The sequence below is a fragment of the Variovorax sp. GW531-E2 genome (assembly GCF_059423125.1).
Genome location: NZ_JBWKXQ010000022.1, coordinates 1 through 16,117, shown reverse-complemented (window position 1 = coordinate 16,117; position 16,117 = coordinate 1). Strand labels below are relative to the sequence as shown.

General features: G+C 67.5%; 14 protein-coding genes. 8 read left to right on the top strand and 6 right to left on the bottom strand.

The genetic code is table 11. The features are described 5' to 3' along the window. Window positions 1-16: 16 nt before the first annotated feature. Genes AC07XP_RS14900 through AC07XP_RS14890 form a run of 3 tightly spaced genes read right to left on the bottom strand, consistent with a single transcriptional unit; the run spans window position 17 to window position 2,104 of the window. Window positions 17-790 carry an SDR family NAD(P)-dependent oxidoreductase gene (locus tag AC07XP_RS14900; protein WP_495265114.1) on the bottom strand — a complete coding sequence of 258 codons (774 nt, stop codon included), beginning with the start codon at window positions 788-790 and terminating at the stop codon, window positions 17-19. 58 nt (window positions 791-848) lie between these two features. Further along, a complete protein-coding gene (locus AC07XP_RS14895; RefSeq protein WP_062473882.1) occupies window positions 849-1,328 on the bottom strand; it encodes a hypothetical protein in 480 nt (159 codons plus the stop codon). A gap of 11 nt (window positions 1,329-1,339) precedes the next feature. Next, on the bottom strand, window positions 1,340-2,104 hold the full coding sequence (locus tag AC07XP_RS14890; RefSeq protein ID WP_062473884.1) for a Crp/Fnr family transcriptional regulator: 765 nt from the start codon (window positions 2,102-2,104) through the stop codon (window positions 1,340-1,342). Window positions 2,105-2,188: 84 nt separating this feature from the next. Here AC07XP_RS14890 and AC07XP_RS14885 point away from each other — a divergent pair, with 84 nt between their 5' ends. The 7 genes from AC07XP_RS14885 (at window position 2,189) to AC07XP_RS14855 (ending at window position 10,609) form a co-directional block, all read left to right on the top strand. Next, a complete protein-coding gene (locus AC07XP_RS14885; RefSeq protein WP_139700548.1) occupies window positions 2,189-4,153 on the top strand; it encodes an AMP-dependent synthetase/ligase in 1,965 nt (654 codons plus the stop codon). Beyond that, the gene (locus AC07XP_RS14880) at window positions 4,150-4,935 is read left to right on the top strand and encodes an ABC transporter ATP-binding protein (protein ID WP_062473888.1); all 786 of its coding nucleotides are present in this window, start codon (window positions 4,150-4,152) and stop codon (window positions 4,933-4,935) included. Before AC07XP_RS14885 ends, AC07XP_RS14880 begins: the two co-directional genes overlap by 4 nt. A gap of 2 nt (window positions 4,936-4,937) precedes the next feature. Continuing rightward, window positions 4,938-5,867 carry a branched-chain amino acid ABC transporter permease gene (locus tag AC07XP_RS14875; RefSeq protein ID WP_070062998.1) on the top strand — a complete coding sequence of 310 codons (930 nt, stop codon included), beginning with the start codon at window positions 4,938-4,940 and terminating at the stop codon, window positions 5,865-5,867. 1 nt (window position 5,868) lies between these two features. After that, entirely contained in the window at window positions 5,869-6,933 is a 1,065-nt protein-coding gene (locus AC07XP_RS14870) for a branched-chain amino acid ABC transporter permease (RefSeq protein WP_062473892.1), read from the top strand. A 68-nt stretch (window positions 6,934-7,001) separates the two neighbouring features. Further along, window positions 7,002-8,333 (top strand): ABC transporter substrate-binding protein, encoded by a 1,332-nt coding sequence (locus tag AC07XP_RS14865; RefSeq protein WP_062473894.1) that lies wholly within the window; start codon window positions 7,002-7,004, stop codon window positions 8,331-8,333. 169 nt (window positions 8,334-8,502) lie between these two features. Beyond that, window positions 8,503-9,315: an ABC transporter ATP-binding protein gene (locus AC07XP_RS14860; protein ID WP_062473897.1), complete on the top strand. Its 813-nt coding sequence runs from the start codon at window positions 8,503-8,505 to the stop codon at window positions 9,313-9,315. 46 nt (window positions 9,316-9,361) lie between these two features. Then, window positions 9,362-10,609 carry a phenylacetate--CoA ligase family protein gene (locus tag AC07XP_RS14855; protein ID WP_062473899.1) on the top strand — a complete coding sequence of 416 codons (1,248 nt, stop codon included), beginning with the start codon at window positions 9,362-9,364 and terminating at the stop codon, window positions 10,607-10,609. Here AC07XP_RS14855 and AC07XP_RS14850 read toward each other — a convergent pair. After that, complete coding sequence (locus tag AC07XP_RS14850; protein WP_062473901.1) at window positions 10,600-11,607, bottom strand: hypothetical protein; 1,008 nt, start codon at window positions 11,605-11,607, stop codon at window positions 10,600-10,602. The two genes, AC07XP_RS14855 and AC07XP_RS14850, sit on opposite strands and share 10 nt — an antisense overlap. A gap of 20 nt (window positions 11,608-11,627) precedes the next feature. Beyond that, window positions 11,628-12,812, bottom strand: a complete 1,185-nt coding sequence (locus AC07XP_RS14845; RefSeq protein ID WP_159274812.1) for a M48 family metalloprotease — start codon at window positions 12,810-12,812, stop codon at window positions 11,628-11,630. A gap of 204 nt (window positions 12,813-13,016) precedes the next feature. On the opposite strand from AC07XP_RS14845, the gene AC07XP_RS14840 reads away from it, so the two are divergent. Then, window positions 13,017-13,991 carry a tripartite tricarboxylate transporter substrate-binding protein gene (locus AC07XP_RS14840; RefSeq protein ID WP_495265113.1) on the top strand — a complete coding sequence of 325 codons (975 nt, stop codon included), beginning with the start codon at window positions 13,017-13,019 and terminating at the stop codon, window positions 13,989-13,991. A 79-nt stretch (window positions 13,992-14,070) separates the two neighbouring features. Here the strand turns inward: AC07XP_RS14840 and AC07XP_RS14835 are convergent. Then, window positions 14,071-16,117, bottom strand: a 2,047-nt coding sequence (locus AC07XP_RS14835) for a carboxypeptidase regulatory-like domain-containing protein (protein ID WP_495265112.1), incomplete at its 5' end; no start/stop codon positions are given.

The window sequence follows — 16,117 nt, the reverse complement described above, 5'->3', positions numbered from 1 at the left end:
GATGTGGTCGCCGTGCTCAGGCCGGGTCGCGCACGTCGGCCACGGGGTTGCTGCCGAAGTCCGCGCGCGCCAGGTAGGCGAGCACCTTGGCCGCGGCGCTCTGGGGGCTGTCGAGCCGGCCTTCTTCCTTCATGCTCACGAAGCGCGTGCGGTCCGGAAACTGTTCGGCCGAAGCGCCGCGCAGCTGCACCTGCATGTCGGTGTCGATGATGCCGGGCGCCAGCGACACGATGCGCGCGCCGTTCGGCGCATGCACCTCTTCGAGCGCCACGGCGCGCGAGAAATGGTCCATGCCGGCCTTGGCCGCGCAGTACGGCGCCTGGCTGCCCAGGGCGTTGCGGCCCAGGCCCGACGAGATGTTCAGCACCTTGCGCGCGCCGCGCCATTCGCGCGTGCCGCCGAGGAAAGCAGCCGTGAGCAGCATCGGCGCTTCGAGCCCGATGCGCAGGGCCTGCGCCAGCTCGGCCGGCACGGCGCGCGACAACGGCGCGGGGTTGCCGACGGTGCCGGCGTTGTTGATGAGCGTGACGCTGTCGAAGCGCTGGCCGTCCAGCGTGCGCAGCCAGTCCGACAGGCGCGCCGCGGCGGCGACCGGGTCGGACAGGTCCTGCTCCCATTGCGTCAGTTCAGCGCCGGTCGCCTTGGGGGCTTCGGCCAGTTCGGGCGAGGACTTGCGCGCAATGCCGAGCACCGTGTGGCCGGCCTGCAGCAGCTGTTCGGCCATGGCACGGCCCAGGCCGCGCGAGGCGCCGGTGATGACGGTGAGGTGGGAAGAGGCGGAGGTGGTCATGGTGGTGTGGGAGCAGGAGAAGGCCGCAAGGCTAAGGGATATCGAAAGGCCACGCGCGTCAGCCGGTACGGAACTGGGCGCGCAGGAAGTTGCGGTGGCGGGCGATGTGCTGCAGCTGCGCCGGTGCGATGGAGCCGCCGAGGTCGACCTCGTCCGCGCCGTTGAGCACCGCATTGGCGTTCGCCATGGCGCGCGCCACGACCTCTTCCTCGCTCACGCCGAGCTGCGCCGCCAGGTCGAGTGCGACGCGGCGCATGGCGCGCTGCGACAGCATCCACATCGCGCCGAAGCGGTCCCAGGCCAGCGCGGCTTCTTCCGATTTCTCGCGGTCGGCCAGGATGTCCTTGAGCGGGCGCGCCAGGATCTCGTTGAGCGCGTCGATCTGTTCGCCCAAGGCCTCGGCGCGGTCGATGGCTTCTTCCAGCGTCGGGCCGTCGTCTTCCTCGTTGCGGGCCTGCGTGGCCTGTTGCTGCTGCGGCGGCAGAAAGCTCGCCTGGGCGTCGGCGGGAACGATCTGCAGGTGGTCGGAGAGGGCCATGTTTTTTTCTTTCAGTTCGAGGTGCTGTTGTTCTTGCGGCTGGACATCGCGGTGGCGCGCAGGCCCGGCAGGTCGAGCACGCGCAGCCCACCGTACTCCACGCGGATCAGCCCCTGCGCCGACAGCGCATTGAGCGCCTCGTTCACGCGCTGGCGCGACAGGCCGACAAGGTACGCCAGTTCCTGCTGCGTGATGCGCAAGACCTCACCCACGCCGGGGTACAGCACCGGGTTGAACAGCGACACCAGGTTGCGCGCCACGCGCGCGTCGGGGTTGTTCAGGCGGTCGATCTCCAGCGCCGCGATGAACTGGCCCAGCCGCTCGTTGAGCTGGTTCATCACGAAGCGGTTGAAGCCGATGGAGTGGTCCAGCAGCCAGTGGAAGCTCTCGATCGGCAGCCCCGCCACGAGGCTGCGGCGCAGCGCCTGGATGTTGTAGCGGTAGGGCTCGCGCTTCATCACCGTGCCCTCGCCGAACCAGCCGCCGGGCGGCACGCCGGTGTAGGTGACCGAGCCGCCGTCGGCGTTGTCGTTGCTCATCTTCAGGAGCCCCTCGACCACGCCGAACCAGTAGGTGGGCGAACGCCCGACGCGGCACACCAGGTCGCCGGGCTCGGCCTCGCCGACCACGAGCGTGGCCTCGGCGCGGCGGCGCTCGGCGGGCGTGAGCGTGGGCAGCCACGGAATACCGTCGAGTTCAGCCGCATTGGCGGGGCGCACGCGGTCCTTGATGGAACCGCCGAGCACGTTCTGTGGGTTGAGGTTGCCAGGAGGCATCGGGAAACTCCGGGGAGTAGTGTCCCTAGGATTGTCGTTGGAACGACAACCGGGCGTCAAAGTGGGACCTACGATCCGGCCACTGTGCAAACCACCGCCCCCACCTTCCCCCGTCTGCTGCTCGCGCATGCCGAGGCCCGTCCCGAGGCTCCCGCCGTGCGCGAAAAAGACCTTGGCATCTGGCAAACCTGGACCTGGAACGCCGTGGCGCAGGAAGTGCGCGAGATGGCCTGCGGTCTGGCAAGCCTTGGCTTCAAGGCCTTCGACAACCTTGCGATCGTCGGTGCCAACCGACCGCACCTGTACATGGCCGTGCTCGCCGCGCAGAGCCTGCGCGGCGTGCCCGTGCCGCTGTACCAGGACGCGGTCGCCAGCGAGATGGTCTTCATGCTGAACGACGCGAGCATCGAGTTCGTCATCGTCGAAGACCAGGAGCAGGTCGACAAGCTGCTCGAGTGCCGCGAGCTGCAGCAAGGCCAGGAGGGCCAGCAGCAGGGCATCCGCCACATCATCTACGACGACCCCAAGGGCCTGCGCCACTACGAGCAGCCGGGGCTCATGAGCTACGAGCAGCTGCGCGAGCTGGGCCGGGCCTTCGACAAGGCCAACGCCGGCTACTACGACCGCGCCGTGGCCAGCGGCGAGGCCAGCGACGTCGGCGTGATCCTCTACACCTCGGGCACCACCGGCCGCCCCAAGGGCGTGTGCCAGACGCACGCCAGCTTCATCGCGGCAGGGCGCGGCGGCGTCGAGACCGACAAGCTCGGCCCCGGCGACAACATCATGAGCTACCTGCCGATGGCGTGGGTGGGCGACCACCTGTTCTCGGTGGCGCAGTGGCTGGTGGGCGGCTTCACGCTCAACTGTCCCGAGTCGGCCGAGACGGTGATGAACGACATGCGCGAGATCGGCCCGAGCTACTACTTCGGCCCGCCGCGCACCTTCGAAGGCCTGCTCACGGCCGTGTCGATCCGCATGGAAGACGCGGCCGCGCCCAAGCGCTGGCTGTATGCGAAGTTCATGGCGCTGGCGCAGCGCGTGGGCGCCGACATCCTGAACGGCGCACCGGTGAGCACCGGCGACCGCTTCATGTACAGCCTGGGCAACCTGCTCATCTACGGCCCGCTGCGCAACGTGCTGGGCATGAGCCGCATCCGCGTGGCCTACACGGCCGGCGCGGCCATCGGGCCCGACCTGTTCCGCTTCTACCGCTCCATCGGCGTGAACCTCAAGCAGTTCTACGGCCAGACCGAGACCTGCGCGTATGTGTGCCTGCAGCAGGACGGCAAGGTCAAGCTGCAGACGGTCGGCACCGCCGCGCCGGGCATCGAACTGAAGATCGCCGACGACGGCGAGGTGCTGGTGCGCGGCGTGTCGGTGCTCAAGGAGTACTACAAGCGCCCCGACGCCACGGCCGAGGTGCTCGACGCCAATGGCTACTTCCACACCGGCGACGCGGGCGTGCTCGACAGCGAAGGCCACCTGCGCATCATCGACCGCGCCAAGGACGTGGGCCGGCTCGTGGGCGGCGCGATCTTTGCGCCCAACTACATCGAGAACAAGCTCAAGTTCTTCCCGCAGATCAAGGAGGCCGTGTGCTTCGGCAACGGCCGCGACGAGGTCTGCGCCTTCATCAACATCGACTTCGAGGCGGTCGGCAACTGGGCCGAGCGCCGCGGCCTGGCCTACGGCGGCTATGTGGACCTGGCCGGCAAGCCCGAGGTGCTGACGCTGGTGGCCGAGTGCATCGCCAAAGTCAACGCCGACCTCGCGGCCGAGGACGGTATGGGCGAGACGCAGATCGCGCGCTTCCTCGTGCTGCACAAGGAGCTCGACCCCGACGACGACGAGCTGACCCGCACGCGCAAGGTGCGCCGCGGCTTCATCGCCGAGAAATACGCCGTGCTGGTCGATGCGCTGTACGGCGGCAAGACCGCGCAGTACATCGAGACCCAGGTCAAGTTCGAGGACGGACGCACGGGGGTTGTCAGCGCCACGCTGAAGATCAACGACGCCAAGACCTTCCCCATCGTGAAGGCCGCTGCATGAGCAACCGAAAGATTGGCGACGTCATCCTCGACGTCCAGAACATCAGCCTGAGCTTCGGCGGCGTGAAGGCGCTGACCGACATCAGCTTCAACGTGCGCGAGCACGAGGTGCGGGCCATCATCGGCCCCAACGGCGCGGGCAAGAGCTCGATGCTGAACTGCATCAACGGCGTGTACTGGCCGCAGCAGGGCTCCATCACCTTCCGCGGCCAGACCTTCAAGCACATGAACTCGCGCCAGGTGGCCGAGATGGGCGTGGCGCGCACCTTCCAGAACCTGGCGCTGTTCAAGGGCATGAGCGTGCTCGACAACATCATGACCGGGCGCAACCTCAAGATGAAGAGCGGCCTGTTCGCACAGGCGCTGCGCTGGGGCCCGGCCGAACGCGAAGAGCTGCAGCACCGCGAGTTCGTCGAGCACATCATCGACTTCCTGGAAATCCAGGCGCACCGCAAGACGCCGGTGGGCCGCCTGCCCTACGGCCTGCAAAAGCGCGTCGACCTCGGCCGCGCGCTGGCGATGGAGCCGCAGGTGCTGCTGCTGGACGAGCCCATGGCCGGCATGAACGTGGAAGAAAAGCAGGACATGAGCCGCTTCATCCTCGACGTGAACGACGAGTTCGGCGCGACCATCGTGCTCATCGAGCACGACATGGGCGTGGTGATGGACATCTCCGACCGCGTGGTGGTGCTGGACTACGGCAAGAAGATCGGCGACGGCACGCCGGATGAAGTTCGGAACAACGAAGACGTGATCCGGGCATACCTCGGCGTGGAGCATTGACCATGGGATTTTTCCTCGAAACCCTTTTCGGCGGCCTCATGGTCGGCATGCTGTATTCGCTGATCGCGATCGGCTTCGTGCTGATCTACAAGGCCTCGGGCGTCTTCAACTTCGCGCAGGGCGCGATGGTGCTGTTCGCGGCGCTGGCCATGGCGCGCTTCGCCGAGTGGTTCCCGCAGTGGTTCGGTTTCCAGAGCCAGATCCTCGCGAACATCCTGGCCTTCATCGCGGCCATGGCCGTGATGATCGTGGTGGCCTGGCTCATCGAACGGCTGGCGCTGAGCAAGCTGGTGAACCAGGAAGGCATCACGCTGCTGATGGCCACGCTGGGCATCGCCTACTTTCTCGACGGCGTGGGCCAGACGATCTTCGGCAACGACATCTACAAGATCGACGTGGGCATGCCCAAGGAACCGCTGATGGTGCTCGAAGGCACCTTCCAGGGCGGCCTGCTGCTGAGCCAGGAAGACCTGATCGCCGCACTGGTGTCCGCCGCGCTGGTGGTGGTGCTGGCCATCTTCTTCCAGAAGACCGCCACGGGCCGGGCGCTGCGCGCGGTGGCCGACGACCACCAGGCCGCGCAATCGATCGGCATTCCGCTGTCGCGTATCTGGGTGATCGTGTGGTCGGTGGCCGGTTTCTCGGCACTGGTGGCCGGGATCATCTGGGGCTCCAAGCTCGGCGTGCAGTTCTCGCTCTCGCTGGTGGCGCTGAAGGCGCTGCCGGTGGTGATCCTCGGCGGGCTGACCTCGATCCCCGGCGCCATCATCGGCGGCCTGTTGATCGGTGTCGGCGAGAAGCTGTCCGAAATCTATCTCGGCCCCATGCTCGGTGGCGGCATCGAGATCTGGTTTGCCTATGTTCTTGCACTGGTCTTCCTGCTGGTTCGGCCCCAAGGGTTGTTCGGCGAAAAGATCATCGATCGGGTCTGACATGTTCTACAGAGAAAACGGCCAGTTCAAGTCGAGCTACCGCGCCGACCAACAGATCTTCCCGATCGCGCAGGACCGCCTGGCGATCCTCGTGCTGCTGCTCGTGGCGTTCGTCGTGGTGCCGATGGGCGTCTCCGACTACTGGATGCGCGCCATCCTCACGCCCTTCCTGATCCTGTCGCTGGCGGCGCTCGGCCTCAACATCCTGGTCGGCTACTGCGGCCAGATCTCGCTGGGCACCGGCGCCTTCATGGCGGTGGGCGCGTACGCGGCCTACAACTTCCAGGTGCGCATCGACGGCATGCCGCTCATCGCCTCGCTGCTGCTGGGCGGCCTGTGCGCCACGGTGATCGGCGTGCTGTTCGGCATTCCGAGCCTGCGCATCAAGGGCCTGTACCTGGCGGTGGCCACGCTGGCCGCGCAGTTCTTCACCGACTGGGCCTTCCTGCGCATCCAGTGGTTCACCAACAACTCGTCGTCGGGTTCGGTGAGCGTGGCGGGGCTGAACGTGTTCGGCGTGCCGATCGAGTCGCCGGTGCAGAAGTACCTGTTCTGCCTGATCTTCGTGGTGGTGTTCGCCCTGCTCGCCAAGAACCTGGTGCGCAGCGCCATCGGCCGCGAGTGGATGGCGATGCGCGACATGGACGTGGCCGCCGCGGTGATCGGCATCCGCCCGGTGTACGCCAAGCTCACGGCCTTCGCGGTGAGCAGCTTCATCGTCGGCGTGGCCGGCGCGCTGTGGGGCTTCATCCACCTCGGTGCGTGGGAGCCGGCGGCCTTCAGCATCGACCGCTCGTTCCAGCTGCTGTTCATGGTGATCATCGGCGGGCTCGGCTCGATCATGGGCAGCTTCTTCGGCGCCGCCTTCATCGTGCTGCTGCCGCTCTTCCTGAACCAGCTGCCGGGGTGGTTGGGCTTCTCGATCTCGACCGCATTGGCCTCGCACCTGGAGACCATGATCTTCGGCGCGCTGATCGTGTTCTTCCTGATCGTGGAGCCGCACGGCCTGGCGCGGCTGTGGTCCACGGCCAAGGAAAAGCTGCGGCTGTGGCCCTTCCCGCACTGACAGGTTCTGGTTTGTTGTTGTTCGTTCGTAAAAACCCGGCACCGAGGTGCCCACAAAAGGAGACAGGCATGACACTGAAATCGCTCGCTCTGACCGCCGCCCTGGTGGCCAGCACCCTCGGCGCGGCCTTCGCGCCTTCGCTCGCGCAGGCCCAGGCCAAGGAACAGTTCTTCCCGCTGCTGGTGTACCGCACCGGCCCCTACGCGCCCAACGGCACGCCCTGGGCCAACGGCAAGCAGGACTACATCAAGTACATCAACGCCACCGGTGGCATCAACGGCGTGAAGATCACGTACGAGGAATGCGAAACCGGCTACGCCACCGACAAGGGTGTGGAATGCTACGAGCGCCTGAAGGGCCGCCCGGGCGTGACGCTGTTCGACCCGCAGGCCACCGGCATCACCTTCGCGCTGACCGACAAGGTGCCCACCGACAAGATCCCGCTCATCACGCTGGGCTACGGCCTGTCGGCCTCGCAAGATGGCGGCGTGTTCAAGTGGAACTTCCCGCTCATGGGCTCCTACTGGACCGCGGCCGACATCCTGATCCAGCACATCGGCAAAAAAGAAGGCGGCATGGACAAGCTCAAGGGCAAGAAGATCGCCCTCGTGTACCACGACTCGCCGTTCGGCAAGGAGCCGATCCCGTTGCTGCAGGAGCGCGCCAAGCAGAACGGCTTCGAGCTGTCGCTGATCCCCGTGACCGCGCCCGGCGTGGAACAGAAGTCGGCCTGGCTGCAGGTGCGCCAGTCGCGTCCGGACTTCGTGCTGCTGTGGGGCTGGGGCGTGATGAACTCCACCGCCCTGAAGGAAGCCGTGGCCACGGGCTACCCGCGCGAGAAGATGTACGGCGTGTGGTGGGCCGGCGCCGAACCCGACGTGAAGGACGTGGGCGCCAACGCCAAGGGCTACAACGCGCTGGCGCTGAACACCTCGGGCACGCAGCCCAAGGTGATCCAGGACATCCTCAAGCAGGTGCACGACAAGGGCCAGGGTACGGGTCCGAAGGACGAAGTGGGCTCGGTGCTCTACACGCGCGGCGTGATCATCCAGATGCTGACCATCGAGGCCGTGCGTCGTGCGCAGGAGCGCTTCGGCAAGGGCAAGGTCATGACCGGCGAGCAGGTGCGCTGGGGCATGGAAAACCTCGCGCTCGACCAGAAGAAGCTCGACGCCTTGGGCTTCTCGGGCGTGATGCGTCCGGTGAGCACCTCGTGCCAGGACCACATGGGCTCGACCTGGGCGCGCGTGCATACCTGGGACGGCGCCAAGTGGGGCGGCATGTCCGACTGGTACGAGGCCGACAGCCAGATCATCAAGCCGATGGTGAAGGCGGCTGCCGACAAGTACGCCGGCGAGAAGAAGCTCACCCGCCGCGAAGCCGCGGATTGCCAGTCTTGAGCTAACCCCCAGGCTGCGCGCACTTCGTGTCGCTTCTCCCACCCCCTTGCAGGGGGCAACACCAGCGGCCCGGCAAAGCCGGTTCCGCGGTGTTCCCCGAAGGGCGGTGGGTCAAGCGGGTATCTGAAAGAACAGCGTCGTTGTTCTTTCGAATGCTTCGGACCACACCATGAGCGAACCCAAGATCCTTCTCAACGTCAACGGCATCGAGGTCATCTACAACCACGTGATCCTCGTGCTCAAGGGCGTGTCGCTGACCGTGCCCGAAAGCGGCATCGTCGCGCTGCTCGGCGGCAACGGCGCCGGCAAGACGACCACGCTGCGCGCCGTGAGCAACCTGCTCGCGGGCGAACGCGGCGCCGTGACCAAGGGCACCATCGAGCTGCGCGGCGAGCGCATCGAGGCGCTGTCGCCGGCCGAGCTGGTCAAGCGCGGGCTGATCCAGGTGATGGAAGGCCGCCACTGCTTCGCCCACCTGACCATCGAAGAGAACCTGATGACCGGCGCCTACACGCGCACCGACGGCAAGGCCTCGGTGCAGGAGACGCTGGAAAAGGTCTACGCGTACTTCCCGCGCCTGAAGACGCGCCGCACCTCGCAGGCGGCCTACACCTCGGGCGGCGAGCAGCAGATGTGCGCCATCGGCCGCGCGCTGATGGCCAACCCGACCATGGTGCTGCTCGACGAGCCCTCGATGGGCCTGGCGCCGCAGATCGTGGAAGAGGTGTTCGAGATCGTGAAAGACCTGAACACCAAGGAAAAAGTGACCTTCCTGCTGGCCGAGCAGAACACCAACATGGCGCTGCGCTACGCCGACTACGGCTACATCCTGGAGAACGGCCGCATCGTGATGGACGGCGAGGCCAAGAGCCTGCGCGAGAACGAGGACGTGAAGGAGTTCTACCTCGGCGTAGGCGGCGCGGACCGCAAGAGCTTCCGTGACGTCAAGAGCTACAAGCGCCGCAAGCGCTGGTTGGCCTGAAGTACCCACCCCAGAGCGACCGAATCGATAGACGAAGGGTACGGACATGAACGACCACTACGACCAACTGGAAATCCGCGACCCCGCCGAACGCGAACGTGACCTGCTGGCCGCGCTGCCCCGGCAGATCACCCAGGCACAGACTGCAACGTCCGCCTTCACGAAGATCCTCGACGGCGTGAAGCCCGCCGACGTCACCTCGCGCGAAGCGCTCGCGAAGCTGCCTGTCACCCGCAAGTCGGAACTGCTCGAGCTGCAGAAGGCACGCCGCGCCGACGACCCCTTCGGCGGTTTTGCGTCGATCGTGCGCGGGCCGCGCATGCCGCGCATCTTCGCGAGCCCCGGCACCATCTACGAACCCGAGGGCGAGGCGCGCGACTACTGGCGCACCGCGCGGGCCCTGCATGCGGCGGGCTTTCGCAGCGGCGAGCTGATCCACAACAGCTTCAGCTACCACATGACGCCGGCCGGCTCCATCATGGAAAGCGGCGCGCATGCCATGGGCTGCACCATCTTCGCGGGCGGCACGGGCCAGACCGAGCAGCAGCTCGAAGCCATCGTCGACCTCAAGCCCGACGGCTACGCGGGCACGCCGAGCTTCCTGAAGATCCTGCTGGAGAAGGCCGAAGAGAAGGGCCAGAAACTGCCGTGGTTCACCAAGGCGCTGGTGTCCGGCGAGGCCTTCCCGCCCAGCCTGCACGACTGGATCGCCGCGCACGGCGTGCAGGGCATCCAGTGCTACGCGACCGCCGACCTGGGCCTCATCGCGTATGAAACCAGCGCGCGCCAGGGCCTGGTGATCGACGAGGGCGTGCTGGTCGAGATCGTGCGTCCCGGCACCGGCGACCCGGTGCCCGACGGCGAGGTGGGCGAGATCGTCGTCACCACCTTCAACCCCGACTACCCGCTGGTGCGCTTCGGCACCGGCGACCTCTCGGCCGTGCTCGCGGGCACCTGCCCCACGGGCCGCACCAACAAGCGCATCAAGGGCTGGCTCGGCCGCGCCGACCAGACCACCAAGGTGCGCGGCATGTTCGTGCACCCCTCGCAGGTCGCCGAGGTCGTGCGGCGCTTTCCCGAGATCGTGCGCGCGCGGCTCGTGGTGTCGGGCGAGATGGGCGACGACCAGATGACCTTCAAGCTGGAGTGCGCCGGCGCCCCGGCCGGGCTCGACGCGCGCATTGCCGATGCGGTGCGCGAAGTGACCAAGCTGCGCGGCACCATCGAGCTGGTGGCGCCGGGCACCCTGCCGAACGACGGCAAGGTGATCGAGGACGCGCGCAGCTACAAGTAGGGGCGGTACAGGCGACGCGTGATGAAGCGCGTGAGCAGCACGGTCAGCAAGGGGTAGAGCGGCACGAGCGCGGCCAGCAGCATGATCAAGCCGACGGCGCCGGAAAAGCCGGATGACGACGTCACCATCAGTGGCAGCCCCACGACGAAGACGACGACGCAGCTCGCAAACACCCCCACCAAGGCCAGCACCGACGCCGCCACGGCCCGGAAGGGCCGGACCTGCGTCAGGCCGGACGCGGTGCCGAGCCATCCGCCCCAGTACGACAGCGCGAAAATCACCAGGGGCGGACCGCCCCAGAACAGCAGGAGCGCGACGCCGTTCGACGGATCGACGATCGCCGTCCCGATGTTGGCGGCCATCATGCAGCGCGCCTGCAGCGACGCGAACACGACAGCGACCAGCGTTGCCACCGCGCGGCGTGGCGACACACCCGCCTGCACCGCATCTGCCACCTCGCGGTCGCCGGACGGCGCCGCAGCCGGTGCTCGCAGTGCCACCCAGGCCGCAAGCCACACGCTCAACACAAGCACGACCAGCTGCACCGCTTCGTACACGACCGCCGTCGAAGTCACCGCGAAGCCACCGAAGACCGCCTGAAGCCAGCTCCCCGAGAAAAGCATCTGCTGCAGTTTGTAGAGAAGCGGGCCCAGCGCGTAGTGGTTCAGCAGCAGCGCGATGAGATAAACCGCGGCATAACGCAGGTGCGGGCCGGGCAGTTGCGCCACGCTCGCGGCGCCGCGCACCTCCAGTGCCTGGCGGGCATGGCTCCAGGCCAGCGCCGCCGCCAGCACCCAGGCCATCGAGAGGTTGGCCATCATGGGAACCCACACGTCCGGCTGGGCATAGCTGGCAAGCATCTGCTGGCTGTCCGGCATGCCGGGCCACAGCTGCTTGCCGAAGTGGAACAACACCAACGCGACTTCGACGGCCAGGGTGATGAGCGCGAAGTCGCGCGGCAAGCGCCACGCATTCGCGAGTGAAGCGGAAGACGTCATCGAAGCCAACGGACGGCCACTTACTTCTTACAGCTCGCCGGCAACGCCTTGTCCTTCAACCCCTCCCCCGCGCTGCAATGCCACGCAATGCCCCGGTCGGTCGACGACGGCTCCATGCGCAGCGTGCCCTTGGGCGTGGCCACCTCCACCACCATGCTGTCCGGGTCGAGCGTGAGGGTCGCGCCGTTGGGCAGGTTCTCCGGCAGGCCGACGGCGGCCAGGGTGTCGGGGATCTCGGCCTTTTCTTCATAGTGGCGCGTGAGCGCGTTGCGCACCGGCGCGCCCTCGGACCAGGCCTGCGCGACGACGGCGCGGGTCTGGTACTCCTGGTAGGCCGGGATGGCTGCAGCCGCCATGACACCGATGACAGCCACCACGATCAGCACACCCGCTGCGCCGCCACCCGCGCGCCCGGCGTAGGGCACGAAGAGCGCGAGCAGGTACGCCACCGGGTTGCGCTCGGGCAGCTTGGCGCCCGGGTCGATGGCGCGGGCGACGCGCTTGGTGAGCCAGGGGTAGCCGCCGATGAGTTCGTGGAACGAGCCCCAGAAGCCGCGGTTGCCGGCCGACTGGGCGGCGTAGCGCTGCAGGTTCACGTTGCGCCACTGCTGCGCGCCGGCGGCCAGCGCCACCAGCGCGCGCGGTGCGGAGTCGACCTCGCGGCAGCAGGCGGCACCGTGCAGGTCGCAGGTGTATTCCTTGGCGCGCGCATAGGCCGCGCCCAGGAGCGGCAGCCAGAGCACGGGCGCGCGCCAGATGTGGCCCGTGAGGTGGCCGCGGCGGATGTGGCCCAGCTCGTGGCCCATGTAGAAGTGGATGCCGTCGGGCTGCGCCTCCATGGCGTCGACCACGTCGGACAGCAGCACCACGAAGTTGCGCCCGAAGAAACGCGTGGCGAAGGCGTTGAACATGCCGTCGCCGTGCAGCAGGTAGGCCTCGGGCGGCTGCGCGATGCCCAGGCGGGTGCAGCAGTCGACAAAACGCGCGTGCAGCTCGGGCAGCTGCTGGGGCGACAGCTTCACGCCCGTGCCCTTGATCCAGGCGATGACGGCCGACTGCGCGAACACGTAGCCGATGAAGCCCAGCAGCACGTACAGCAGCGCGATGCCCAGCGTGCCGACGACGATCAGCGTCCAGGCCAGCAGGCCCAGAACGAGCGTGAGTTTGCCGAGCCAACGCTCGCGCGGATAGACCCAGGGATCCATTGGTTTCTTCTCCTCGATGCCGCCCGTCGGGCTGGCCTGTTTGTGGTTGTGGTCACCCCGGCGCGGGTGCGCGGGACGGGCGTGATCATGCCCCAGCATGGGGCGAAAACGGTGACATTCCTAAGGGCTATTCGGTATGGGTCAGCCCCCGGTCAGCCGATAAGATCGCGACCCTTTCCATTTAAAAACTCCGTCGGAGACATCATGAAGAAACTGTTTGCCCTCGCGGCGATTGCCGCGGCCGCCGTCGGCGCACACGCCCAGGATTTCCCCGCAGGCAAGCCCGTGACGCTGGTGGTGCCTTTCTCTGCCGGCGGCCCGACCGACCGCGTGGCCCGCGACCTGGCCGAATCGCTGCAGAAGACGCTGGGCACGACGATCATCGTGGACAACACCGCCGGCGCCGGCAGCTCGATCGGCACCGCCAAGGTGGCGCGCGCCAACCCCGACGGCTACACGCTGCTGCTGAACCACATCGGCATGTCGACGATGCCGGCGCTGTACCGCAAGCTGCCGTTCAACGTCGAGAACGACTTCGAATACCTCGGCATGGTCAATGAAGTGCCGATGACGCTCATCGGCAAGCCCGGCCTGCCCGCCAACAACTACAAGGAACTGACGACCTGGATCAATGCCAACAAGGGCAAGATCAACCTGGGCAACGCCGGCCTGGGCGCCGCCTCGCACCTGTGCGGCCTGCTGTTCCAGAGCGCGCTGAAGATCGAGATGACGCCCGTGCCGTACAAGGGCACCGCGCCGGCCATCGCCGACCTGCTGGGCGGCCAGATCGACCTGCTGTGCGACCAGACCACCAACACCACGTCGCAGATCGAGGCCAAGAAGGTCAAGGCCTACGCCGTGACCACCGCCAAGCGCCTGACCACGCCCGCGCTGAAAGACCTGCCCACGCTCGACGAGTCGGGCCTGAAGGGCTTCGAAGTGTCGATCTGGCACGGCGTGTACGCCCCCAAGGGCACGCCCGCACCGGTGCTGAAGAAGATCAACGAAGCCATCAAGGCCGCCATGAAGGACCCGGCCTTCATCAAGCGCCAGGAAGGCCTGGGCGCCGTGATCACCACCGACAAGCGCGTCGAGCCGGCCGAGCACAAGAAGTTCGTCTCGGCTGAAATCGCCAAGTGGGGTCCGATCATCAAGGCCGCTGGCGTGTACGCGGACTGATCCTTTCGGCCTCTCAAGAAAAAGCCGCCGGCCCTTACGGGTCGGCGGCTTTTTTCATGCGGTGACAGCAGGAAAAGAATCAGGGAGGCGAGTAGGTCCACGCCTCGAAGTTCTTGCGCACATCGACCTGGCGCGCGGTGCGTGCCGTGAAGATGAAGCTGCTGACCGACGAGCCCTGCGCGTATTGCCAGGCGTTGTTGCCGACGCTCACGCAGTGGTTGTCGCTCGGTGAGTTCACCGGCTGGCAGTAGATGACGGCCTTGCGCGCCGAGGTGCGCACGGTGATCGAGTCGGTGAAGCGGTTGTTGTTCGGGCCACGGCCGGCCACCAGGAAGGTGGTCGGGGCGTAGGCGCCGCTGGGCACGGCCCAGCCGTCGAGGTTGCCCTCGGCGCTGAAGTCGATGTTGTTGGCACTGGGGTCGGACGGCACCGGCGCGCCGAACACGATGCCGCGCGGGACACCGTCGATTTCCTGCATCAGCTCGGCGCGCAGGGCCGGCGTCATTTCCACGGTCGGCAGTTGCACGGCCTCGGCGAGGGTCGGCGCGCGCGAGAAGGTGCGCACGTACTGCACCGGGTTGGTCCCGCCGGCCGCCAGGAAGAACTCGAGCTTCCAGACCGCCTGATCGGGAATGGCGCTCAGCTGCGCGTCGTCGAACTGCGGCGCTGCGAAGAGATTGCCGGGCTCGACGCTGCTCGGGTTGCCGCCTTGCGCCGGGTCCACGTAGCGCGCGGCCATGCGCCACAGCGAGGAGTTCAGCGCACCGTTCACGGTGCCGTCGGTGGTGAGCACCAGGGTGGTCAGCCCGGGCCGGGGCACGAGGACCAGCTCGCGGCCGGGCAGCGCGGACGAGGTGGCCACCACCTTCGTGAAGATCGAGTCGCCGTTGCCGTCGAGCACGTTGTCCACCGACACGTTGTAGCCCGCAGCGTGGTACTTCAGGTTCGCGTGCTTGAGGAAGTCCTTCAGCTCCTGCTGCGGACGCACGGCGGCGCGATAGGCGTTGCTGTTGCCGGTGAGCTTGAGCGCGCCATTCACGATCCTGGCGTTGAACACGTCGTTGTCGGTGTTGCCCACGCTGTCGGTCCAGCGGTAGGTGAGCGCGATGTCGCCGCCCGGGTGGAAGTATTCGAAGTTGCCGCGGTCGTGCTTCAGGTTCGTCGGGCCGAAACGGAACAGGCTTTCGAAGGGCCGGCGCGGGCCGCTCGACGCGCGGCCGATGTGCAGGCCGGCCGCGACGAAGCTGGCCGGGTCGTCGCCCACGAACAGCGTGCGGCAGGCCGGCGCGACCACGTTGGCGGCCTCGCCGAAGGCGTTGCCGTCGGAGCCGATGGTGCTGTCCACGCGCTCGTTCAGCGGCAGCGCGTAGCAGGCGTTGAGGCGGTCCAGCAGGTCCTTGACCATCGCCGGCGTGGGCGGCTGCACGAGGGCCGCGGCATCGACCGCGGGCAGCGGCGCGATGCTGCTCTCGCCGGTGCGAAACACGATGGACACCGGCGCGCTCTCTTCGCTCGCGGGCTGCGCCTTGACGGTGATCTCGATGTTGGCGGCCGTGCCGTCGGGGCGCACCGAGACGTTCAGTGTGTCGAGCACGCGGTCCTGGCCCGTGCCGTTGGCCTGGAAGGTGCCGCTCATCGGGTCGATGCTGGTGTTGAGCGCGTCCAGCAGCGGCTTGAGCGCGGCCACGAGCTTCGCCACCTGGTCGCTGATGGCGCCCGGCGTGACTGCGCCGGCATCGGCCTGCACCGCGGCGGCGAGCTTCGACGGATCGCCGTTGGGCGACAGCTGCGCCACCACCACGGTGGTCAGCGGCGTGACGTTGGTGGTGCCGGTGGCGGTGCTGGCGGTGGTGCTGTAGAGCGTGAGGTCGTCGCGCACGGCCTGGATCACCAACGGCGCCTTGGTGCCCGCGGGCAGCACGCAGCTGTAGGCGCCTTCGGCCGGCACGGTCACTTCGCAGACCTTGGCGCCGGTCTGATCGAACACGGTGAGCGCGGCGCCGGCAAAGGCCGCGCCGGTGGCCACGGTGCCGCTCAGCGTGCCGGGCGATTCGGCAGCGGGCGGTGTGCCGCCGTTGCCGCCCGTACCGACGGGAAATGCGAAGCCACCGCCGCCTCCGCCACCC